The 21,521-nt window shown below is 61.2% G+C and carries 20 protein-coding genes and 1 pseudogene; 7 read left to right on the forward strand and 14 right to left on the reverse strand.

Annotated features, from left to right (window positions below; translation table 11 throughout):
• The first annotated feature begins 47 nt into the window (after positions 1–47).
• The 4 genes from DFLDMN_RS31650 to DFLDMN_RS31665 all read left to right on the forward strand — a co-directional run bounded on the left by DFLDMN_RS31650 (position 48) and on the right by DFLDMN_RS31665 (position 4,184).
• On the forward strand, positions 48–482 hold the full coding sequence (locus DFLDMN_RS31650; RefSeq protein WP_423200654.1) for a cupin domain-containing protein: 435 nt from the start codon (positions 48–50) through the stop codon (positions 480–482).
• Positions 483–494: 12 nt separating this feature from the next.
• Positions 495–950: a carboxymuconolactone decarboxylase family protein gene (locus tag DFLDMN_RS31655; protein ID WP_423200655.1), complete on the forward strand. Its 456-nt coding sequence runs from the start codon at positions 495–497 to the stop codon at positions 948–950.
• Between the two features lie 680 nt (positions 951–1,630).
• Positions 1,631–2,488 (forward strand): c-type cytochrome, encoded by an 858-nt coding sequence (locus DFLDMN_RS31660; protein WP_423200656.1) that lies wholly within the window; start codon positions 1,631–1,633, stop codon positions 2,486–2,488.
• Between the two features lie 499 nt (positions 2,489–2,987).
• A complete protein-coding gene (locus DFLDMN_RS31665) occupies positions 2,988–4,184 on the forward strand; it encodes a tyrosine-type recombinase/integrase (protein WP_423200657.1) in 1,197 nt (398 codons plus the stop codon).
• 227 nt (positions 4,185–4,411) lie between these two features.
• Here DFLDMN_RS31665 and DFLDMN_RS31670 read toward each other — a convergent pair.
• The 10 genes and pseudogenes from DFLDMN_RS31670 to DFLDMN_RS31715 form a co-directional block, all read right to left on the reverse strand.
• Positions 4,412–4,951: pseudogene (locus tag DFLDMN_RS31670) on the reverse strand (transposase); the annotation flags it as partial.
• Complete coding sequence (locus tag DFLDMN_RS31675; RefSeq protein WP_423200658.1) at positions 4,921–5,484, reverse strand: hypothetical protein; 564 nt, start codon at positions 5,482–5,484, stop codon at positions 4,921–4,923. The gene DFLDMN_RS31675 and the pseudogene DFLDMN_RS31670, both read right to left, overlap by 31 nt.
• Positions 5,485–5,592: 108 nt before the next feature.
• Positions 5,593–6,576, reverse strand: coding sequence for an NAD(P)H-quinone oxidoreductase (locus DFLDMN_RS31680; RefSeq protein ID WP_423200659.1), 984 nt, complete (start codon positions 6,574–6,576; stop codon positions 5,593–5,595).
• Between the two features lie 121 nt (positions 6,577–6,697).
• Entirely contained in the window at positions 6,698–7,573 is an 876-nt protein-coding gene (locus DFLDMN_RS31685; protein WP_423200660.1) for a LysR family transcriptional regulator, read from the reverse strand.
• Positions 7,574–8,104: 531 nt separating this feature from the next.
• Positions 8,105–8,389, reverse strand: coding sequence for a hypothetical protein (locus DFLDMN_RS31690; protein ID WP_423200661.1), 285 nt, complete (start codon positions 8,387–8,389; stop codon positions 8,105–8,107).
• A 268-nt stretch (positions 8,390–8,657) separates the two neighbouring features.
• Entirely contained in the window at positions 8,658–10,982 is a 2,325-nt protein-coding gene (locus tag DFLDMN_RS31695; protein WP_423200662.1) for an SMC family ATPase, read from the reverse strand.
• On the reverse strand, positions 10,970–11,485 hold the full coding sequence (locus tag DFLDMN_RS31700; protein ID WP_423200663.1) for a hypothetical protein: 516 nt from the start codon (positions 11,483–11,485) through the stop codon (positions 10,970–10,972). Before DFLDMN_RS31700 ends, DFLDMN_RS31695 begins: the two co-directional genes overlap by 13 nt.
• Before the next feature lie 175 nt (positions 11,486–11,660).
• Positions 11,661–13,112: a metallophosphoesterase family protein gene (locus DFLDMN_RS31705; protein ID WP_423200664.1), complete on the reverse strand. Its 1,452-nt coding sequence runs from the start codon at positions 13,110–13,112 to the stop codon at positions 11,661–11,663.
• Between the two features lie 95 nt (positions 13,113–13,207).
• Positions 13,208–14,527: a hypothetical protein gene (locus DFLDMN_RS31710; RefSeq protein ID WP_423200665.1), complete on the reverse strand. Its 1,320-nt coding sequence runs from the start codon at positions 14,525–14,527 to the stop codon at positions 13,208–13,210.
• Entirely contained in the window at positions 14,476–14,781 is a 306-nt protein-coding gene (locus DFLDMN_RS31715) for a DUF7696 family protein (protein ID WP_423200666.1), read from the reverse strand. The genes DFLDMN_RS31710 and DFLDMN_RS31715 overlap by 52 nt, the downstream gene beginning before the upstream one ends.
• Before the next feature lie 649 nt (positions 14,782–15,430).
• On the opposite strand from DFLDMN_RS31715, the gene DFLDMN_RS31720 reads away from it, so the two are divergent.
• Genes DFLDMN_RS31720 through DFLDMN_RS31730 form a run of 3 tightly spaced genes read left to right on the forward strand, consistent with a single transcriptional unit; the run spans position 15,431 to position 17,080 of the window.
• A complete protein-coding gene (locus DFLDMN_RS31720; RefSeq protein ID WP_423200667.1) occupies positions 15,431–16,042 on the forward strand; it encodes a hypothetical protein in 612 nt (203 codons plus the stop codon).
• 20 nt (positions 16,043–16,062) lie between these two features.
• Positions 16,063–16,683, forward strand: coding sequence for a hypothetical protein (locus DFLDMN_RS31725; RefSeq protein ID WP_423200668.1), 621 nt, complete (start codon positions 16,063–16,065; stop codon positions 16,681–16,683).
• 13 nt (positions 16,684–16,696) lie between these two features.
• Positions 16,697–17,080 carry a bactofilin family protein gene (locus DFLDMN_RS31730; RefSeq protein WP_423200669.1) on the forward strand — a complete coding sequence of 128 codons (384 nt, stop codon included), beginning with the start codon at positions 16,697–16,699 and terminating at the stop codon, positions 17,078–17,080.
• A 117-nt stretch (positions 17,081–17,197) separates the two neighbouring features.
• Here DFLDMN_RS31730 and DFLDMN_RS31735 read toward each other — a convergent pair whose 3' ends face one another.
• The 4 genes from DFLDMN_RS31735 to DFLDMN_RS31750 form a co-directional block, all read right to left on the reverse strand.
• Positions 17,198–17,587, reverse strand: coding sequence for a hypothetical protein (locus tag DFLDMN_RS31735; protein ID WP_423200670.1), 390 nt, complete (start codon positions 17,585–17,587; stop codon positions 17,198–17,200).
• A gap of 276 nt (positions 17,588–17,863) precedes the next feature.
• A complete protein-coding gene (locus tag DFLDMN_RS31740; RefSeq protein ID WP_423200671.1) occupies positions 17,864–18,832 on the reverse strand; it encodes a DUF932 domain-containing protein in 969 nt (322 codons plus the stop codon).
• A 432-nt stretch (positions 18,833–19,264) separates the two neighbouring features.
• The gene (locus DFLDMN_RS31745; RefSeq protein ID WP_423200672.1) at positions 19,265–20,821 is read right to left on the reverse strand and encodes a hypothetical protein; all 1,557 of its coding nucleotides are present in this window, start codon (positions 20,819–20,821) and stop codon (positions 19,265–19,267) included.
• Between the two features lie 69 nt (positions 20,822–20,890).
• Complete coding sequence (locus DFLDMN_RS31750; protein WP_423200673.1) at positions 20,891–21,283, reverse strand: hypothetical protein; 393 nt, start codon at positions 21,281–21,283, stop codon at positions 20,891–20,893.
• Positions 21,284–21,521: the final 238 nt, after the last annotated feature.

Genomic DNA, 21,521 nt, shown 5'->3' on the forward strand with positions numbered 1-21,521 from the left:
TGTGTGTCTGCTTGTCACCCGACAATGCAGATACACAGGAGTGATTCATGAACATCCAATCAATTTTAGGAACGGCTTGCGCGACGATGACTCTCGCCGTCGCTGGCGTCGTCGCCATCACCCTCCCCGCGCAAGCGCACGGCGGAACGGAGACCGCCACACCAAACTTTCAGCGCTCGATCCCAAACATTCCGGGCAAGTCGCTCACCGCCGTCGTCGTTGAGTACCCGCCGGGTGCGGCATCGCACGAGCACAAGCATGCGGCCTCTGCCTTCATCTATGCCTACGTCGTCTCGGGCGACATCGAATCGCAGGTCAATGATGGCCCGAAGCGGATCTACCACGCTGGAGAGAGCTTCTACGAGGAGCCCGGCGCGGTGCACCGCGTGAGCCGCAATGCAAGCGTGACGAAGCCCGCTAAATTGCTTGCCGTGTTCATTGCGGACAGCGACGAAAAAGCTCTGACCATCCCAATCAAGTAAGGAGTTCTCCTCATGAGCAAGCGTCTCAACTACAGCGAAATTGCGCCTGACGGCGTTAAGGCCCTCGGTGGCGTATACGGCTACGTCGCGCAGAGCGGACTGTCGCCAGTCCTTGTGGACCTCGTCTACTTGCGGGTCTCGCAAATCAATAATTGCGCCTATTGTCTCGACATGCATACCCGCGATTTGATTAAGAAGGGCGTGTCTGTCGAGAAGCTCGCACTTGTGCAGGCGTGGAGGGAAGGGGGTGATCTATTTGACTTACGCGAGCGCGCAGCCCTCGCATGGGCCGAATCGGTGACCCTGGTTGCCCAGACCGGTGTGCCCGATTCCGCTTACGAGGTGGCCCGCGCACTCTTCGATGAACGCGAGCTGGTTGACCTGACCATCGCGATTGCGCTGATGAATACGTACAACCGCATGGCAATTAGTTTCCGAAACACTCCACAGGCTGTGATTCAACAGTAAGGGCGGCCTTCGGGCAGAAGTGGTGAAGTCGAGCGGTCCTTCTTATCACTCAGTCTCAAGGGCTGACAGCAGAATAACTTGCCTGGGAACGGCACTCCGCCATGAACGTTAGTTTTCTTGGCGCGTAGTTCGCGCCATCCACTTTCTCTTGATCCTCGTGGTGGTAGGGGCGCCCCGGGGTCAGGGCTGCTGATAAGGCGGCTGGGCCGGTCTGCTGGTGGCGAGTGCTTTCGATCGAAAAGCCGACGTAGAGGTTCCCAACAGCCAAACTTGCCCGCAGCAACTCAGGGCACTGGCCCTGCGGATGTATTGGCTTACAAAGAGCCTCACTTTGCCCGTCGAGATTCAGCTAGCTGATGCGTAATTCTCCGTGGGTACCAGCGCATTGAACACGTATGAAGCGGAGGAAGGGGGGAGGTTTGACTTGTTCTGTCGGGTTGCTACAGCCGATGACAACGGTCATTTCGAACGCCTTCAACAGCCGACCCCGCCCGTCTTGGCTGATTGCCGTCGTCCTATCCTCATTCTTAACTTGAACTCCATTACGTGGCCCGCTCGGTGACTACGAATGTGGGGCGCCGGCATACGGTTTGCCATAAACACATCCGTTCGCAAGCCGCTCCTTCTCGATGCGCTCACTTGCTACCGTCTTGCCAGTCAACTCTCTCTCAATCGATCCCATGCATGCGCGACTGATTCTATTTTTCCTATTGTTAATTGCCCCGTGGAGGCTTGTTTCCGCTCACGACGACTCACTGCTGGCGCGTGGCAAGTACCTGATGGAAAGCGTCGTGGCCTGCGCGAACTGCCACGCCACTCCCGACTCGAATCGAGAGGGCGCGTTCACCAACAATCTTGGAGGCGGCCGTGTGTTCGACGAACCGCCATTCCGCGCAGTAGCGCCCAATATCACGCCGGATGCGCAAACGGGTATCGGCAGATGGACCGACGCGCAGATCGGAAAGGCGATCCGCGATGGCGTACGGCCAGACGGTAGCATTATCGGGCCGCCTATGCCGATAGGCTTTTATCGGAACATTTCCGACGCGGACCTTGCTGCCATCATTGTGTACCTGCGCGCGCGACCGCCCGTCCATCACGTGGTTGAAGCGTCGACTTACCATGTCCCACTCCCGCCGAATTACGGCGCCCCTATGGAGCACGTCGCCGCGACTTCGACGCGCGACACAGTACACTACGGCGAGTATCTGGCCAATATCGGCCATTGCATGGAATGCCATACTCCGCGCGGCGACCACGGACAACTGATCACTGCGCACCTCGGCGCGGGCGGGCAGGTTTTCAATGGCGCATGGGGCACCAGCGTCTCGCGCAATCTGACGCCTGACGAGAGCGGCCTCAAACGCTGGACAGACGCGCAGATCGCCAAGGCGATTCGCGGAGAAAGCCGGGAGGGTATGCACTACAAGCCTCCTATGGCTTATGCCTGGTATCGGAATATCAAAGACTCAGATATGCGAGCATTGATTGCCTACCTTCGCTCACTCAAACCGCAGCCTTTTGCGGGGCAGCGCTAAAGCCGAAATCACCCTCCCCAGCTGCAGCTGCCGTCGTGCACGCACAGGTGCTAACTCTACTGCGGGGATAGAAACGCTTACCAAGGACAAGGCCGGCGACACAGTTTTCGGCGGGCCCGACGTTGCGCTGGGCGGTATCCCGAGCGCGCTCGGTGACCCTCCAGTCCGGACCCGCGAAGGCCGAGACCGCCGGCCCAGCCAATCCCAGCGCGATGCTGAGTTTACTTAAATGCATGGACGAGCGCTCTCGCAAGACGTTGAACTTCGATACGCCGGCCGAAAGGTTTCACCAGTAAGTTGCATCGACCCCCGACTGGTTCAAGCTGAAGCGACCCGGCGTCGTGCCACTGGAGTAGTACAAGCGGTAACAAGAAGTGCCCCTTATGCTTTGTGTCCCCGTGGACTCAGCATAAGACAAATGATCGTAGGATTCCGCACCAGACGCCCTTCACGCCCGAACTCCGGACAGTGGGGCGCATATAGGCAGCGTACCGCATGGTTGAGCGCAGTTGTCGAGCGCTATCTCAAGCATCATCCGAGCAGGCATGACATCGTTTTTTATCGTCCGTTGCGGAAAGCCCTTCAGCGTTATATCGCGGTCAACGGAGACCAGCGCGTTGAAGACGTGACTCCCCTGCACGCGCGTCGCTTCGTACGACATCGCCTCTCCGAGGGCGTTAAAACCAGCACGGTCCGCCGCGACCTCCACCAACTTGCGGCCGCCACATCGTTCTATCTGGAAGAGACTCGCGTCCGTTGCGTGAACCCGTTCCATCGAGTGCCCATCCCTATGGAGGGACACGACAAGAAGCGCAGGCAACCGATGACACACCATGACTTGTGCCGACTGAAATACGACTGCGTGCAGACCGATGACGATATTCGTTGGCTCGCAGGCGTCCTCAGCGATTCAGGAGCTCGGCTTTCCGAGATCGCGGGCATGGCTCTGGACGATATTCAGCTCGGCGGCGCCACACCACACATCCGCATTACTCCACACCCATGGCGTCGACTGAAGTCGACCAGCAGCGTTCGAGAGATTCCACTCATCGGAGTGGCCCTTTGGGCTGCACAGCGTGTGGTAGAGCATGCCCGTCCCGGTCAGATACATGCCTTTCCACGCTATAACAGGCAACCTCGTACGAAGGGCACCCACGCGTCATCGACGATTGGGTTATGGATCAAGCGCTGTGGCGTCACAACGGAATTGCACGGATTCCGCCACACCATGGTCGACCGCCTGCGCCGAGTGGGCTGTCCAGCTGAGATCCGGGCCGCCATTTGCGGCTGGACGATAAAGAACATCGAGGTGAGGTACGGCGCCGGCTACGGCATCGAGGAGCTCCGAGCGTGGATGCTGAAGATCGAGAATGCGGATCACCTCTCGGAACGCTACGCCCCTCCCCAGCGCGAGCCAGGTCAGCAACTCACCGGAAACGAATGCGCCGCGAAAATGAGGGCGTTCATACAAGAGCACGGGCCCGCGACGCGAGGTCGAATGCTCAGCGCCGGAGCCCTGACGAATGGGGAATTGGCACGCGGCTTGAGGTATTCGCGCGACCACGGGCTACTCGCTAGAGCGGACCTGGTCTCCTCGGTCCAACACACACGCTATCGATTGACGGGTAAGCCGATGGTCAAACCAGGTGCCCCGCTGCCAGGCGTTGCCGAATCTGAACGGTCAGAATCGAATTGAAGCGGCCGCGATCGCGTCGCATACTGGACTAGCATCAACCCTGAAGTCATTCGGGCGCCCGAGCAGGTGGGCGCCCTCTTTTTACTTCGAAGGCTTCCAGCCGCAGTTTTTCGCACCCGCGCGGTTGTGGGCCAGTATCGCGTCAGCCGTGGGATCGGACAGCACGTGCGACTTGGCCCATCGTCGCCGAGGACTGCCGCGCGCGGTATCCAGGTGGTCAGCGCTGGCACGGTCTCAGAATCCTTGCCAGCCGTCTTCACAAGAATCACGAACCGGCTCTGGCGTTCAACCAGCGTTGCGATCTGGCTGTTGGCATCGCCAAATAGCAGGTCGCCCTCCCAGTGCCCCGGTCAAATGCTCCAGCAACTCCTTCTTCAAGGCGCCACGCGCCTCAATATGGCGGCTGCGATAGATCGTTCGTGTGACACGTGGTAGTCCGCGTTGACCGCATAGGCATGCTTTAGCCAGCCTGCAATCTGGTCGGGGGACAACTGCAGCTTCAGCTTGCTAGCGCCGACCTGCGCCAGCACGCGGTTCCTGACAAGCTTACAAACCTTCAGGCCACGTGCCCGTTCCCAGGCCAGCGCGTCGGCCTGGCCCGCTCGATAGCGCTGCCGGCCCCCGTTTAGCTCGAGCGCACGGCTAATGATAGACGAAGAGTAACCAGCCGCGGTGCGATGGCCCGAAGCTAAAGCCTTATCGCCGGCGAGCGATATCTCCTCACGCTCAGCAATCGTCAACGCTCGCGCGGCGCGATGGCGTTGTGCTGCAGGGCGGCGCGGGCAATGCTCTCCGCGAACAGCGGGGTCTCGCGGCGATTGTGGTCGCTTGAGGCCGCCTGGCGATCGCGCGCCGCTTGCTCGAAGGTCAGGCCGTTCTTCTCGATGAACTCCAGAAAGTCGTCAGTCGGATGCGACGTGACGGCGTTCGTGTACTCGGTCTTGCCGTCAGCCGTACGCTTAGCGCTCAGTTCCCAAATCACCTGCACCTTGGTGCGGCCGTGCGGCGTGAAGACGTCCGAGATCGACACCATCTTGCAGTAAGCCGGCTCGATGACTTCACCTACATAGTGTTGCACGACGAGGCCAGTGCCGATCATCTCCACGTTGATGGACATGCGCTTGCCATCGTCAGTCCAAGTGGCGCCCGCAGCGATGTGGTCAGGTGGTGCGCAGCGCTGGTACTCTGCATCGGGCAGGGCGAACAGCCATTGCGCGATGTCAATCGAATCGAGGTCGGCGTCCACAACGTGGCTGTAGGCGCTTTGTGAGAGGATTAGATCTTTGCGAACGGTGGTCATGTCATGGCTCCGGTTGGTTAGGGTATCGCTGCCTGTCAAAAGTGTCTCGCACCCGGTCCCCTCTCTGATTCTTTAGTCTTCGAAAGACTCTAATATTTGCTTTGGTCTTCAGGTTGTCAGGACGATCTTGCCGACATTTTCGGCAGACTCCATGCGGCGATGCGCGTCCGGGGCGCGCCTGAGCGGGTATGTGCTGTCGATGATCGGCTTCAGATTCTTACCGGCATTGAAGTACTCGAGCCAGTGTTCGCGGAAGCGGCACGTCATCGCCTGCTTCTCGGCGGGGGTGCGGGACTTCATCACCGTGCCGATGATTTGCAGGTGGCGGTACAGTATCTGCGCGAGCTCCACCTTGACCTCACCGCCGCCACCTAGCAGGCCAACCTGAACGAGTCGGCCGCCGTTTGCCAGCGATGCGATGTTCTTCTCAAAATACGGCACACCGACGAAATCGATCACGACATCGACACCGCGTTTGTCGGTGTATGCGGCGACGATTTCCGCAAAATCTTCGTTCCGGTAGTCGATGATGTGATCAGCTCCAAGTTGCAGCACTGCGTCGCGTTTCGACGCTGCAGTCGTGGCAAACACGGTCGCCCCCGTCGCACGGGCGAGCTGTACCACGGCTGAGCCGACGCCTCCGGCAGCGGCGTGTACGAGGACCGCATCACCCCGTGTAAGCCGTCCGAGGTGCAGCAGCGCTTCGTGGGCAGTAACGAAGACCTCTGGAATGGCAGCCGCATGGACGTAGTCGAGTCCGACAGGGATCGGCATGGCCATGCGCCAGTCGATACGCGCGATCTCGGCATACCCACCGCCGCCGACAACACCCATGACGCGGTCACCAATGCGGTAGCCTTTAACTTCAGAACCAATCTCAATGACTTCGCCGGCGATCTCGAGCCCCATCAGGGTCGAGTCACCGAAGTCCGCACGTCCGTAGCCGCCGCGGCGGTGCGTGAGGTCTGCGCGATTGACACCTGCCGCATGGACGCGCACCAGGAGATCATGCGGACGGACTTCTGGCGCGGGAACATCTTTCAGTTGAAGAACGTCGGCGTTGCCGAACGTGTTGAAGACGATGGCTTTCACTGTGCTCGCTTCGTTGTTGCTGTCGATACACCGATAGTAAAGCAGCAGACAGCAAAGACCCCGATGCAAAAATGCATCACGCCGAAGGCAAAGTGCAGGTTCCACGCGCTCCGATACCGCGCTAGACTTCCTGATCTTTGAAGGCGTCGACGATATGGTCGATCATCGCACGCACGCGTGCGGTGTGCCGCAGGTCCTGATGGGTCACCAGCCAGACTTCATAGCGTCGCGCGCGTTCGCGCTCAGGCCATATCCGTACGAGGCCATCCCGTTCGGCAATTGGCACTGGCACCTCGCCAATCGCCCGGCCCATGCGGATCATCGCGCGCAGCATCAGGCTGGAGTTGACGGACGCGACCACGCGCCCGGAGTCGATCGGCAGACCCACCAGAGTCGGCGAGACACGCGACGTCAGAAATGGCTCCCACATGACGAGGTCGTGACCAGTAAAGCGATCCACACGCCGCGGTTCGCCGCGTTGCGCCAGATACGAAGGCGAGGCGTACAGGCCTACCGGCCACCGTGCCAGCCGGCGCGCGACCAGGTCTGGATTTTCCGGCTTCTGGTTGCGGATTGCGATATCCGCCTCGCGCCGCGAGAGGTTGAGTAACTGCGTGGACGTGTTGAGAATAACCCGCACATCAGGATGCTCGGCGTGAAGCCGTGCAATCGACGGGATGACGAACTCCAGCGCAAGCGTGTCGGTGGTTGTCACCTTTACCTCGCCGGCCAGACGTGTGTCGGTACCATGCGCCTGCCGCACCAGATCGTCAGCGAATTTCTCCATCTTCTCCGCCGACTGCAGTGCGCTTTCGCCGGCGGGCGTGAGGACGTAGCCCTCCGACGTGCGCAAGAATAGCGTGGCGCCCAGCGCGTGCTCGAGGGCCGCCACACGGCGGCCCACCGTGGCCTGATCGACGCCAGCCGCACGCGCGGCACTGCGCAGCGTGCCTGTTCGCTGGAGCGCGAGGAAGATGCGAGTATCGTCCCAGTTCATGAGGCCGCATTATGCAGCATCAGAAGGAATACCTGACGCCGAAGCGGAACCGTCTGATTCGGTCCATATGCCACGTGGCTGTGCTGCCCACGTGCCGGCCAGCGGATCGCTAGAAGAATTACCTGGGCCGTCGCTGACAAGTTGGCGAATCTGCATTCTCCTGTGCCATAGCGATCAGTACATCAAGTAGAATCGGCTCCGCTCCCACGAGCACGTCACCAAAGCCGCTTTGCGCATTGCAAGAGTCGTCCGGCTAAACGCAACGAACGAGTGAGATGGGTCAGCTACGGCCCCCCATACCTCGGGACCGAAAGACCGCTGGTTGGTGTGGATTCAACCGGTCCCGCCCACCATATCGGATGTCTTAGAAGGGTTGCGAGATGCGACCGCCATAGACAACGGCGGTCCGGGCGAACGAACGACTGACGGCCGTTGGAGCTCTTGTGGGGTTAAAAGAGAAACGCCCGCCGTCCCTCGGGGGGATCAGCGGGCATTGAGAGCCATATGGCAGACGGTTGGCTCGCAGGGAGATCAAGCCATCTTCCGGTGTGGTGGCAACAGGCCAAATTTGGCCAGCGCTTTCAGGTTGGTTTCAACGTACGTCTCCATGCCGTCGATCTTTACCGCAAGGTAGTGATCGAAGCAAGCCGCGTCTTGCGAGACCTCCACGTTCTTGGCCGCTTGGAATGCGTCCAGCAGCTTCTCGCGGTCCATATCAGCGCCCATCCAGCCAAAAATGCGGATGAACGTGTGAATCTTGCGGCGCCGCGGCAGCAGCTTTTCGGCCTCTTCGGCCGTGACAAATACTTTAGACATGATTTCTATGGAGCCAGGCTATGCCTGAATGATCAACGGATTGAGGGCGCCCGAGGGCAGCCCTTCGAAAGGGGGAGAACATCCACACCGGACTGGCAAACAGGACCCGCGTCGCAGTAGCCACCGCCGCAGACCCGCCGACAATGGCTCTCGATGCCATCGCTCCGGCGTTGAGCGAAGGCGTTTTCAAGACATTCAGTGGACATTGCAGATGAAATGCCCGCTCCCTTGCGGGAAGCGGGCGTACGGTTGGTGAATAGCGCCAGGCCTACCGCAGCGCCAGCGCAACGACATCGATGACGCCGTCGGCATCGTCGACCAGGTCGGGAGTCTGTGAAATAAAGAACTCGCGTTGATATCCGCCGACCCGCAGCACTTCGCGCTTCATCATCATGAAGGCGCGCTTGCGCTCCGGATCCAGCGGGCCGTCCGCTTCATCGGTGAACAGTGTTTGGAAAGGCTGGCGCGCATCCTGCGCCCGATAAAGGGCGATTCCGCGCGTCAGGCACTCATTGATCCAGACTTTCTGCCCACCGGACATCACGCCAAACTCCTTCGTGGTGTCGTTGTCAGCGTCGATCACGTTGATGGAAAAGCCCTCGCGCAGCTCGCCGCTGGCCAGCGCTGTCTGCGTCTGGATCGCGATGGTGAATCGCGGCCCATAGCAGGCCAGCAGCAGGTCATTGACGATCTGCGTGATAGCGGGGCCCGCGTCGTCGATGGACAACGCGATCACGCCATCGTTGCCCAGGCCTTTCGCGAGCAGCTTCCATTGCGCAATCTGGTCGGACAGCGCCTGCGCCTTGGACTCGATCGCCGGCATGCCGGCAAGCTCAGCATCCAGGCGCTCACGCTCCGCCACCAACATGCTCTCCCGCCGGATCAATGTTTCGATCCGGCCGGCAAACGCCGCGACAGCCTCCCGGCTCGCCGCAATCTGACCGTCCATCTGGGCCAGCGTGCCGGTCACGTCTTCCGTGGCCAGCGTCGCCAACTCGCGACGCACCGCCTCGAGCTGAGAATTCACATCCGCCATATCTCGCTTGTGGCGATCCATGCGTGATGCTTCCTCCTCGCTCAGTGCGGTGAGATCACGCTCGACCTGCGCCAGTCCTTCACGTGCGGTGCTCAGCAAGGGCTTCTTGGCGGCGAGCGCAGTCAGGCGTTGCAGCATCTGTTGATCACGAGCCAGATTCGCCTCAAATGTGGACAGCGCGGAGCGAGCGGTAGCACGATCCGACAGCGAAGCTTGCATCGATTGCACCTGATCCAGCTTCTTGCGATAGTTTTCGCGCAGCGCCTTGACCGACACGACCTGCGGGCCGAGTTTCGCCTTAGCATCGCGCGCCTGCGCGAGCAACGGACACGTGGCGTGCATCGGATCGTCACGGCATGGAACCGTCTCAATAACGTCGGCTTGCAGTTTCAATGAATCGGCCAACTTCGCGCCGGCAATGCCTTGCTGCTCCAAGCCCTTCAACTCGGTACTGAGCGCTGCATGCTCGACCTGGACCGCATCGAGCTTCTCCACGATAGCGCGCTGGCTGACAATTTCCTCCTGCCTCCGGCTAATAGCCATCTGCAGAACGTCACGCTGGCCAGACGCCGCCTCAACGTCAGCGGCCTCCGCCAGTACGGCGCGATGGCCTGCCGCCTGCCGATCCAGATCGCGCCGGCGTGTCAGAGCACGTCCAGCAGCGGCCTGTTCATCGCTAGCCAGCGATGCCGCACGTTGGTCCAGTTCGCCCTTGCGTTGGTTCAGTTCCCGCAACCGCGCTTCGGTGCCGGCATTGGCCGCATGCTTCGCCGCCAGCGTCGCGCGCTCCTGCAGCAGCTTGGCTGCATTTGCGCTTTCACCGTCACGAGCCTTGCGCTCCGCATCCAGGCTTTCGCCTATCTGCCAGATCTCCCGAGCCACCACAGCCGACCGATCGCGCCTGCCGGTGAGGGTCAGCACGTCGCGCTGCAGGGTGTCGAGTGAGCGGGTCAGCCACTTGGCTACATCGCCCGCCTTCGCAGACAGGTCACGCAAGTGATCGATCCCGAGCAGCTCGGCGAGCAGCTTCTTGATCTCGCCGGGCTGATAGCTGGCGAGCGGGCGCCTGTTCTGCGCAGAAAACACGCTCGTGAAGAAAGCTTCGGGCGAGCCCAAGACGGCTTCGAGGCACCGGTTGTAGGTGTCCGCCTTGCCGTCCGACAGCGTGCCGTCCGCGAGTTGCACCGGCTTCCAGTCACCGGCGACGCCCTTCTCAAACAGGTAGTACTCGGCCTTGCGGCTTTTTCCCGGGTTACGAAACGCAAACGCGGAGCGGTAGGTCTTGCCGCCATGCTCCCATTCCAGGTCCTTCTCCGCGCGCGGGGCGCAGAGATGGTCCCAGTACGAGAATGCGTCGGCCGCCATCTTGCTCGCGTGGCTGGGCATGATGGGATACGGGTGCAAGTTGTCCATGATCGTCGTCTTCCCTGCCCCGTTGGGCCCGACAAGGGCGATCAGGCCAACGGGCAGGGTCGACAGGTCGACCGTGACACTATCGCGATGCATGCCGTCACGGATCCCATGGAATCCGGACAGAGTCAGCTTCAGTGGGCGCATTCCGACACCTCCGAGCCATTGAATGAGTGGAGATAGTCCGAAGGCACGTCCATCGCGCTCTCGTCCCATATCGGAACATCGGGCAGCGAAGGTGCATCCTGCTCTGGCTTTCCGGCAATCGCACGTTCTACTGAGCGGCGCGCGGCGGAAAACTGCTGGCTTGCGAGCTTCATCACGCCGTCCCAATCTTGCTGGCCGGTGAGCGCGCGCAGTTCCAGCTCGCTCCATTGCGAGGCGAGGCCGTTGGAGAAGGACCAGATGAGGTCTTGCAGCTCCTTGGACGGAGCCACGGCAAAGAAAGTGCTGCCACTCGGCTCGCCCAGCGCCATCACCAGCATGTGGTCGCGCTTCGCAATCACTGCGCCGCGACCGCGACCGAAAGGCTCATACATCATGCACTGCGTAAAGCCGTGCCGCTCGGCAAGGCGCTTTGCCATTTCCGAACGATTGATACACGTCTGTTCAAGAAAGAGCCAATCAGGACCAGCGTGGTAGAGAATCATGTTTGCACTCCAGTGGTAGGACGGAGTGCCCCTGAACGGGAAGCACCCGTCGGGGTCGATAGAAAGAAATGGATACTGCGGGGTCGATGCGTCGAGGACGCGGGTAAAACCAGTTTTCGACAACCGCGAAGGCTGTCGGAACATGGCTCTGCACGTTCTAAGGCTTGGCGTATCGCTACGCAAAAAGATCGTCTGTCAGCCAGTTCATCGGCGTGGCCGCGGTCGCTGTTGGCGCCGCCTGCTCTGTAATGGACTCGGCAGGTAGCGCATCAGCTGCAGGGACCGACTCATCCAGCTCCATGTCCACCAGCTTCGCAATGAAGGGAGACGCATCAGCCTCTACAGGGTGCGCCGTCGGGGTAGCAGGCATGCACGTATCGGCAAGGCCAGCGAGCACTTGCTCAGCGATCGTCTGTGCATCGAGGTTTTCCAGCATCGACAGACTATCCAGCAACGGATTCGCATCGACGCCAGTCAGCTCGCACCATCGCCCGAGCTTCTCGGACAACGTCGCCGCCCGGCTGATGCCCTCAGCGCGGCTGCGAACAGCCGGCAGGACACGTGCTTCCAGCTTGACCTCCGCACTGGCAGCAAAGAGCGCCAGGATGGCGTCACGATCCACCAGCTGCCGATGCTCCTCGTTGACCGTCCACCGCACGCGCACGAACTTGTGCGCGGCATCGGCGGCCATCTCGGCAAGCTTTGCCATGTCAGGCGGCCCGTCGAAGTCGATGCAGACGGTCTCGCTCGCCGGCGTCTGCACTTGGGTGGCTACCGCCTCCCCTGGTGAAATCCGCCACTGCAGATAGCCCTTCGCACCGATCTCGCCGTAGTGGAACCGTCCGATTGAGCCCGGATAAGCCACCACCCTGCCCTCACGTTCCCACTGCTGGGCACGGTGAATGTGGCCAAGCATGAACGCGTCGCAGTGGGCCTCGAACAGTGCCCCGATGGTGAACTCGTGGTCGAGTCCGGCCATCGGCACGCCGTGCTCCGTCTGGCAACCGTTGACGGTTCCGTGCGAAATGCCGATCGTACGGACGCCCTGTGAGCGCCAATGACGATTCACAGCGCCCGAGGCCGCCAGATAGTCAGCCAGGTGGTCGCCAACCGCCGTCGCGGCGTTCGCCACGCCGGCCGCGGCCGCCAGCACCGCCTTGTTGACCGTGGGCACGCAGGTGAAGACGACGTCTGGTAGACCATGCTGGGTCAGCAGCTCGTCCATTTCCGCATGGCTGAAGATCGCGCCATCGCTCGGAAGGAACTCCCCGCCAACAAGCGCGACCTGGTGAATCCGGTCTGCAACGTATACCGGGAAGCTTGCGCCGATCAGTCGGAACAGGTCGAGCGTGCCGGGAGGTTCATGACTGAACGTACCCTGCAGCATGATGACCGGCATGCGGGCCGACAACTGGTGGATCCGCCGTGCCAGCGCGGATAACGCCGGCGTGTGGGCGTCCAGCCGGTGGTCGGTCGAATCGCCCGACACCACGGCAACCCGGCAACGACTTGCAATCGCGTCCTCCACCGCAAAGCCAAAGCAACGATCCGCCTCGGCCAAATGGCCGGGGGAGTAATGCAAATCAGAAAAATGCGCAGCCAACAGGCTTTCGACATCGTCCAGCATTGTGGAACCTCCAAGGTAATGTGCCGGCATGCGGCAAGAAAGGAAAAGGGAAGCCCTTCGGCTTCCCTCGACTGCCGGCACAAGGCTGGCGAAAATTACGTGGCGACGTCGGCTGCGATGGCCGCCACCTGCTCACGGAAGGCCATCGGATTGGCCAACGCGGTGCGTAGTTCAGCCAAGAACCCCCGAACATCCTGATCCCGCTTGGACCAGCCGCGCCCGAAAGTCGCCGCCGCAAAGGCTTTTAGCTGGCGACTGCCATCCTCGCTGTCGAGCCCAAGGCGCTTCACGAGATGGAGGTATTCGCTCTCCAGGTCCTCGGTGCCCGCCGTATCGGATGGGGGTGACGAGCTAGGGGCCTGATTGACATCGCTCTCCGATGCGCCAGCCTGCGGTGCATCGATGGCGGCGTTGTCGGCCCAGCCGTCCTCTGGTGGCGGCACTTCCCTGCCCCCTTCGAGCATGGAAACAGCCTGTTCTGCCATCTCCAATGCCGGCGGGCGCCGGTCCGAACCATCGAGCAACGCAGCGATATCGATCTCGGCGTCGAGCGTGATAAGCCATTGCATCTGGCGCACCGGCTTGCCGGTGTCATCGATGCGGCTGATCTCAATCTCTTGCTTGGACATCCAGAACTTGGCGCCTACGAGCCGGCCTCGCGCCATCGCCACGGTTTGCATGGCCGCGTGGGCTTTTTGCAGGACGTAGATGGAGGTTGTGGGCATCTCGATGAGGCCGAGCCCGGAAATATGCGGGATCGCAAAAAAGAAACTCGCCGACAGGTTGCAATGGCCGCCCTGGTATTGCGGGCATTCCTGCGGATCGCAGAGCCCGTCCTGAATATCATTGTCCTGCCTCAGGATGACCGTGCGACCGCCCCACGTGCGCTTGGCCCGATTGGCGCGCTCGTCTCGCAGCGGCGGTGCGTACATCTTGCAGTAGCGTCTGCCGTCGCGCCCATACTCCGAGAAGTACTGTCGGCCGCTTTTTGTCCACGCTACGAGCTGGTTGGGCATGTTGCTCAGCCAATCGTCGAACGCAAAGACCACGGGAAAGCGCCAGAGACGATGTCCGTTTCCGTCGTTGCGATCTTCGCCATAGCGCTGAACGATGTCCTCGGCCAACGCCGGGTTGGCGAAGTCGGAGGCGCGGCAGGTAAACCAGGGGACGTTCTTGGGCACGAGCGGCGTCTTGATGCCGGTCGCCCGGGTGATATCGCTCTCGATGCGCTCGAAGCTATCGCCTCGCGCGAGGCCGGCATCGTGAATCTTGACGGCTTCGGGCTTCTCGCGTGCAGCTCTGGTGAGGACCTTGATACCGGGTCGGATCTTGCCAATGATGGGCGGCCGCATGGGCCGCTCCTCTAGCAGGCTTCGGCGTCCGCCGGGCTCGCTGTAGGTGATGGGTGCATGCATGCGTTTCTCCTGTCGAGGAATTGAACGACTTTTGCACGGATGAACGCAGCATGCTCCCGAAGGCGCAGGGCTGTGTCGGCCCCGCGCTGGGTCGTTACGCGATTGAGAAAGTCGATTTTGGCGACTTCCGGAAGACTGGCGACATATGCCGCCTCACAAAGGGACCGCCAGGCCTGCGGCATGTCCCTGTACTCGGGACGGCGCAGATTCAGCGTTGCCGCGATGGCGGCGGAAATCTCGGTGTCCTGGTGCATGAGCGTCTCCTGAAGATCGAGGTCTCTCACCAGAAACGAAAAAAACCCGCCCCGGATTGCGCCGGCAGCGAGCTTTGATGTCAGGTACCCGAACTGCCACGCCCCTTCCGGGGGCGTGGCACTCAGGGAGCGGCGCACTAATGCGCGCGGCTCTATGTCGAGGACGTAAAGTCGTCCTCGTGCAGCATGGTCACGCTGCACAACAACCCTTTTCGCGAACCCACAGGTTCGGCCGCAGGTTCACGGATCGGCTCGACGTCTGCCGTTCTGCCTAGGAGGGGCCTTTGAGAGAGCTCCACATGGTCCCAGGCTCGAACGGTGTCCAGCGTGCGCTCATGAAGAGGCACAGCGAGAACGCGTATTACGAGCTGATGAGGGGAAGTGTTCGGCGAAAACACTTAGCACAAGAATATCCACACTGGTAGCCAACCAGTCGGCGCGTGCGCAAATGCACGACTTGAACAGAAGATGGACTCGCAAGGGAGTCGAGGTCGATGCGTCTATGACGCGAGGTATGGAAAGTATTGTGGCACACATGCGCGCCAGAGAAAGTCAGAAAGCTCACGAAAACAGGGGGGCTTTCTCAAGCCGCTGATGCATGTTTGTGTCGGACAATTCCGTACGAGAGAGATCCACATGAACATGGAAAATGGCCGAATCATCCGAACCCCAATGCTGGGGCAAGGGGACTGACGCTCAGCCGCAGGCGTCTGACAGTAGTCTTCCTTCCGAGCATCCTTCGCTCAACGACGGACCCAAGCCGATCCAGCGCCTTCTGAGCCAGGATCGTGTATCGCGCATCGTCCCGGACACCGACAGCGGAACCGTCCTGACGTACTGCTCTGACTTCGTTCGGGACTTTTTGCGCAGCGATTGGAACTTCTGCACCGCGAAGATGAGCGTCGCGACCAAGGGCAAGATTCTCGCTCTGGACACACGGTTTCGCGATGCCAACCAATGGATGGATGAGAGGCTAGCGTGGTCCAGGGCCTTCAGGCGCCGCAGTATCAGCCTGCGCTACGACAAGCGCGATGTCGTCGTCACCCATTCTTTGGCGGGCCGTCTCATCCGCCTGCTCAATCAGCACGACCAACTGTTCGCGAACGTCCTGGGCGCCTATCTGGCCGGCAGCATTGACGTGGCCCAGAAAGACGGCGCCATCGAGGGCGCTTCGCGCCATATCCGCGCCATACACCGTCTTTGCATCCCGGATAACAACCGATTCACGCGCGACGGCAAGCTACTCGACGCCGAATCCTGAGTCCCCTTCCCTGAACCATCATGGACATCCAAGAGATTGCTCGTTTGCACTCCCGATATGGTGAAGCGCCGCTCACCATTGAAATGCCGATCGAAGGCAAGACCATGCCAATGCTGGATGGCCCTGCGGGGACGGGTGCCTCCGAGCCAAGGCCAATCTGGTCCCGACTGACCGAGCCGCAGCGCCTGGCCATTGCGCTGACTGTCGTTGCCGGCATCGCTTTCCCCATTGGCATGTGGGCAGCATCAGCAGGAAAGCACGGTGGCGAGCCCAGAGGGGCAAAGGCCCAGGTCGCGATCGTTCCAGCCGCGGGCGCGAGCGCGGTCGAGACCCACGACCATGAATGGCCGTCAAAGACGCAGGTGGATGCGCGAACAGAACCAGCGGACGCGCCGATGCCGCCGCCTCCGCAGCCGGAATCGCAGCCGGTGCTCTCGCCGGTCTCTTCCGCTGCCTCAGTCAGCACCGCGGCGCCGGCAAGCGCCAGCACTGCGCCAAGCAAGCCGGTCGCTAAGGCTGCGCCAGCACCTGCGAAGCCCGCAGCGGCCGTTGCAGCGGGTTCGAGCCCCTCCGGCGCGGTCGCCCGGGCCGTTCCGCAGGCCGGCGAAACGCGACGTAGCAACGAGATCAAGCTCTTCTGAGGCGAGGGTACCCATGCAAACAGCGAACTTCAGTCTCATTCAGGCCGGCCTCAGCATCGAGGGCAATATCGTCACCGACCACGGCATCAGCTGCTTCGGGCTGGTGGGCGGTGACCTGCTGTCGGCGCACGGTCTCGTGCATGTCGGTCCCGAGGGCTTGATCCGCGGAACGGTACAGGGTGACCACGTACTGATCGATGGCACGGTCGAGGGCGACGTGGTGGCGCGCGTGTCGCTGCACATCAACGGTAAGGTCAAAGGCCGAATCGCCTATGCAGGCACCATCCGATTAGGTGCAAACGCCGCGCTCGAGGGCACCATTTCCCGCATCACCGGCATTGGCTACGACGCCGCCGCCCCCGCGGCCGAGGCCGTCGAGCCTGCGCCCACGACCTGAAAAGCGTGAGCATGCTCATACTATTTCCGCGATAAGCTCGCATAAAACCATACTGTTACTGACCAAAAAGTCGAAAAAAAGGGGCCCGACGTGCTGATCGTCGGGCCCCTTCTTGTTTTACGGCGGCGTCAATGGACGCAAACTGACAATCTCCTCGATCGTCAAAAGCTTTGGCAAGGTCAGCCACGGGCCTCTGCGTCCAATCGCGTCAACGAAGGCTATGATCGGCAGACGCCCGTCGATGCGGCATTCAAACACCCGTTCTCCGCGTTGAGGGTCTGCGATCAGATAACGGCATCGATGTTTGAGATGAATCCGCAAGTCGTTATGCCTGATGACGATGCCTGCGGCGGCAGCCGGTGCGGGCAAGGCCATGCCGGCGAGCCAGTCATCGAACCCAAGTTGGGTCCGGCCGGATCTAGTCTCGGCGTTCCACTCATACCAGCGATGAACGAGGCCTCGCGGCGGCAGCTTTTCGAGTTCAACTTCAAAGGGCTCGGTACTCAAGCGACGCTCCCTGGTCGCCCCGCACCCTCTCCAGAACAATGGCAGCCACTCCCGACCCATGTGTGTCCGGGAGGCAACAATGAAGGCAATCACTCCCGGCAGAGCCGTAAGCAGTGTCTGCCAGGTAAGTTTTAGGAGATAGATATACATGGACAACCCAAAAAAAAAGCCCCGGACTTAGCCGGGGCATGCGCCTGAGACGACCACTTCTGTGCCATTTCATCGGCACATTCGGTCCTCACTTAAGGCGGTCTAGAGAATCATCACTAATTGATGCTATGCAAGGTCGAGCGCGGCATCCCACGCCTTCTGCTTCAACACAGCGCCTGCCCCGAACCACGCCGAATCCAAACGGTTTCCCGGGCTCCTGGCTCGCTGCTGGTGGTCGACATACTCGGTCACGCTGTTGAGCAGACCCCAGGCGGTGCCCGCAGCGGACTCCAGCGCGGCACCGCGACCGTTGCCGTCAAACAGGTTCATGACCGCTTTAAACCCGCTCTCGTTCATGCGTTCCGAGAACTGGGTTCCCGGTTTGCCCAAGCTCTGATAGGTGAAGACCCGCTGGAAGAACCGCTGCGCCTCCGACGGGCTAACCTTCCGCGCCGCGAGCTGATGCATGTTGGCCATGAAGCCATCCCAAGACGAGATCGCGATGCCGAGCTCTTCCTTTACGGCGCGCGCATCGAAGTGGCTGCGGTGTGGCACCTTCACGGCGCCGCGGTTGCGGCCTACGGCAATCTGCAGCGTGTTGTTACACACCACCCGGACGGACGTGAACTGCGCGGTCGTTGCCAACGTGCCATCGCATGCAGTTGCCAGCAGCAGATAGCCACGCACTTCGTCGCCACCGGCCAGTACGGCTGACTGCCCTGTGCGTGCGAGGGCCCACAGCTTTCTGCCCTCTTTCAGCACGCCCGCGGTTTCCAGTTGGTAACCACCGGCTTGTGTGAGATCGCGGTAAAACTCCAAGATCGCCGCAGGTTGCACGACCTGGTACTTCTTCGAGACGGTCGACAGCGGCTTCTTGTTGTCCGAGCGATACAGCACCTTCTGCTCGGGGAAAGATTTGATGGGGTCGAGATCGTGAGAACCGATACGAAACATCACGTCGGTCTCCTCGATTTGCCAGTTCATACCAGCGGCTTCCGCCCAGACCTCAAGCGGTTGGTGTGCCCGCAACTGATTCCCCAGGCCGTGCCAGGGCGTTGCACCGACATAAGCCATCGTTTCGACGAGATGGGACATGGATTGCTCCTAATGAAATAGTGACGCGCGCCGCAGAGGTTCGGCGTCGCTGATTGGAAAGGGAAAGACACTGCGCAGAGCGGTGGCTTGCGCGGAAAAGGAGATAGGTCGATCGGCCGACTGCACCGACGCGAACGCACTACGACAGCAGATGGAGAGTCATGTGTGAGCCTGGATATGTGCCCACGAGGAACGTCCCGACAGGGAGTTATCCCTGTGGGAGTTGATGAATGGCCGGAGGGGCCGCGAGGTCGATGCGTCAGTGACGCGGTGAAACTGTGTTTGGAATGGGCGGGTCCATTGCAAACACAGCTTTGGCTGTCAAAGGAGAAGCGTAACGCGGTGACTCAGTGGCGCTGCAGCGGAAAGCTCGGCAGATTGATGGGCGTATCAGGAAAAGGAATCCCCCGGCAAAACGCCGGGGGAGAGAGATCAAGCGAAAGTGACGGCGGCTTGCCGACTTTGACCAAGGCGGGCCCGTGCGTAGTCGAGCGTACCATCCTTTGCGCGCAACGGCCGCGACATGCGCTTGACCGGGTCGTAGATGCGGTAACGCGTAACGTTGCCCCGCCGTTCGTCGACGAGCTGAGTAAAGCCGGCCTCGATGCAGAAGTCGACATACTCACGCCCGTTCATTTCCTGACCGGTCTCGAGTCGATAGGTCGTACCTTCGGCCAGCGATATTGCATCGGCCATCGCACGCTCGGCGCGTTTGCGCGCCGTGTCGATGGCTTCTTGCGCTTCCCACTTGGCCTGCTCGGCTTGGGAGAACCCACATAGCTCGAAAAGCCGACGTCGACGCTCTGCCGCACTGCATTGCAAGACATCGACACCGAGTTCGTCACGCAGAGCGCGTTTGGAGTCGGTATTCCAGTCCTTGGGACCGTCGAAGATATGCAATACCGACACAACATTGCGTTCCATGACAGCGAGCGCCACCCGGTTGGCCCATTCGTATCCATAACCAGCCCGGTAGATTGCGGCAGCCTTGGTCTGGCGATCAAACTCGCGCTGGCTGATCCTCTGCCCTTCGCGCTCCTCGGTCGCCTTTTTTACGGCTTCCTGGTACTGCCGCTCGCAAATCAGACCGTGGATTCGCGCCGCCAGTTTGGTGGCAGGCCGTGCGTTCTCACCTTCGAGGGGCTTGGGTGTGGGCATCGTCCGCGGAGAAACAATTCCGGCTGCGAAAAGAGCGTCATCGACATCCACGTAGCCACCGTCACTCGGCACGTTACGCACTGCAGCGAGCAGTCTGGGAGCGTTGTGCGGCGTGATCTCCATCTTCTCCCCACGCATAACTTGGCAGAGCGCTTGCAGCACGCTGGGCGACAAGGCTCCCCGCAGGGCCGGCACGTCGATCAATGGCTGCATCCAGGGCTCGGATCGCGCATGGTGCGGATTGTCGCGGTAGGTATTGATGATGCAATCCCGCACCTTCTCTCCGCGCATCAGCGCGTAGGCGACATGTACCTCATGCCGGCAGTTGGGACTCGCGGCCGGGTGGTAGAGCGGGCCATTCGTGCCATAGCCGAAGCGGCGGACAAATTCGCCGCAAACGAAGGCCGTGATGTCGAACGGCCCCTGATCCTCGAACAGATCCACGGTCTGGAAGAGCGGACCAGCATCGTCCTCGGACATGTCGATGGCTTCCTCGGGAAAGTACGCCAGGCGGCCGGCGGCCACCACGGCTCCCCACGCAGCGCGGCTCATCTCATGCGGGCGCAGGATCTTCCCACCCACGCGAACGATGAAGCGGTCGACCTCGTCAAGGATCATCGAAAGGATGGCACGGCGAGTGCCTTGTGGCCGCACGGCGAACTTGCCGTGGCCAAGCTTGACGACACCGATCGCGCCGCGTTCAACGTGGCGCAATGCGATATCGTCGACGCGCGGCGCTGCCTTGCCGTCGCGATCGTCATTCAAGTACTGCAGCACGCCGGCGAGCGTCGTGCGATGCTCGGCGCGCTGGCCGATGTTGATGACGTACATGATTGGACTCCGTAAACGGAGCACGCCCATTCGGGGACGTGCCCCGAATGGGTTGGAAGGAATGGCGGCTCAGGCCGCGACGGCGGTTTGACGCGTCGACTTGCCGCGGCTGGCCACAATACGCGCGGCCGCGATTTGCGAGAGCAGCTCAACATCAGCGATGCGCCAGATTTCGCCACGGCCGTGACCGACGTGGTTCCAGCGCCCGGTCCGCGCGAACTTGCCGGTCTCGATCAGTGCGGCCTTGAGTTCAGCCGGCAGGTTCCAGTCTGCAGCGACGAGAATCTGGTCGTCCGCGAGCTCGGTATCCGGCAGATTCACCGACAGCGTGCCGTACGGCATGCCGTCATCCGCGCAGACCAGCGAGATGGCTGCGCGAAGATTGGTCGAATACACAGTGGCGCGCAGCAGCACGCCAGCGGGATAGCTGGCCAGGCCTGCGCCATAGACGGTACGGCTCATCGGGATACTCCTTTAGTGGGGAGCCGCCCCGACGGGACGACGCCCGTGTGGGAGGGAAAACGAAAAAACGCACCCCGAGAGGTGCGTTCAAGCGGTGAGCCGACGAATCGGCCCCTGAGAAGGGATTGCCTCAGCCGTTGCGGTCGAGGTCTTCGAGCATGCGCTGGCGATCGGCATTGCGTTGAACCCACATGCCGAAGGCGGCCAAACACAAGGCAAAACCAAGAACAAATGGTCC

It is taken from the genome of Cupriavidus sp. H19C3 (genome assembly GCF_049393815.1).
Classification (GTDB): domain Bacteria; phylum Pseudomonadota; class Gammaproteobacteria; order Burkholderiales; family Burkholderiaceae; genus Cupriavidus.

What these genes read in the sequence shown, in the direction of transcription:
- DFLDMN_RS31700 (WP_423200663.1), bottom strand. Translation starts at nt 11,485, where the DNA reads ATGATTCTCTACCACGCTGGTCCTGATTGGCTCTTTCTTGAACAGACG.
- DFLDMN_RS31740 (WP_423200671.1), bottom strand. Translation starts at nt 18,832, where the DNA reads ATGTCCCATCTCGTCGAAACGATGGCTTATGTCGGTGCAACGCCCTGG.
- DFLDMN_RS31675 (WP_423200658.1), bottom strand. Translation starts at nt 5,484, where the DNA reads ATGACCACCGTTCGCAAAGATCTAATCCTCTCACAAAGCGCCTACAGC.
- DFLDMN_RS31745 (WP_423200672.1), bottom strand. Translation starts at nt 20,821, where the DNA reads ATGTACGTCATCAACATCGGCCAGCGCGCCGAGCATCGCACGACGCTC.
- DFLDMN_RS31660 (WP_423200656.1), top strand. Translation starts at nt 1,631, where the DNA reads ATGCATGCGCGACTGATTCTATTTTTCCTATTGTTAATTGCCCCGTGG.
- DFLDMN_RS31685 (WP_423200660.1), bottom strand. Translation starts at nt 7,573, where the DNA reads ATGAACTGGGACGATACTCGCATCTTCCTCGCGCTCCAGCGAACAGGC.
- DFLDMN_RS31695 (WP_423200662.1), bottom strand. Translation starts at nt 10,982, where the DNA reads ATGCGCCCACTGAAGCTGACTCTGTCCGGATTCCATGGGATCCGTGAC.
- DFLDMN_RS31710 (WP_423200665.1), bottom strand. Translation starts at nt 14,527, where the DNA reads ATGCATGCACCCATCACCTACAGCGAGCCCGGCGGACGCCGAAGCCTG.
- DFLDMN_RS31720 (WP_423200667.1), top strand. Translation starts at nt 15,431, where the DNA reads ATGGCCGAATCATCCGAACCCCAATGCTGGGGCAAGGGGACTGACGCT.
- DFLDMN_RS31750 (WP_423200673.1), bottom strand. Translation starts at nt 21,283, where the DNA reads ATGAGCCGTACCGTCTATGGCGCAGGCCTGGCCAGCTATCCCGCTGGC.
- DFLDMN_RS31730 (WP_423200669.1), top strand. Translation starts at nt 16,697, where the DNA reads ATGCAAACAGCGAACTTCAGTCTCATTCAGGCCGGCCTCAGCATCGAG.
- DFLDMN_RS31715 (WP_423200666.1), bottom strand. Translation starts at nt 14,781, where the DNA reads ATGCACCAGGACACCGAGATTTCCGCCGCCATCGCGGCAACGCTGAAT.
- DFLDMN_RS31705 (WP_423200664.1), bottom strand. Translation starts at nt 13,112, where the DNA reads ATGCTGGACGATGTCGAAAGCCTGTTGGCTGCGCATTTTTCTGATTTG.
- DFLDMN_RS31725 (WP_423200668.1), top strand. Translation starts at nt 16,063, where the DNA reads ATGGACATCCAAGAGATTGCTCGTTTGCACTCCCGATATGGTGAAGCG.
- DFLDMN_RS31650 (WP_423200654.1), top strand. Translation starts at nt 48, where the DNA reads ATGAACATCCAATCAATTTTAGGAACGGCTTGCGCGACGATGACTCTC.
- DFLDMN_RS31655 (WP_423200655.1), top strand. Translation starts at nt 495, where the DNA reads ATGAGCAAGCGTCTCAACTACAGCGAAATTGCGCCTGACGGCGTTAAG.
- DFLDMN_RS31690 (WP_423200661.1), bottom strand. Translation starts at nt 8,389, where the DNA reads ATGTCTAAAGTATTTGTCACGGCCGAAGAGGCCGAAAAGCTGCTGCCG.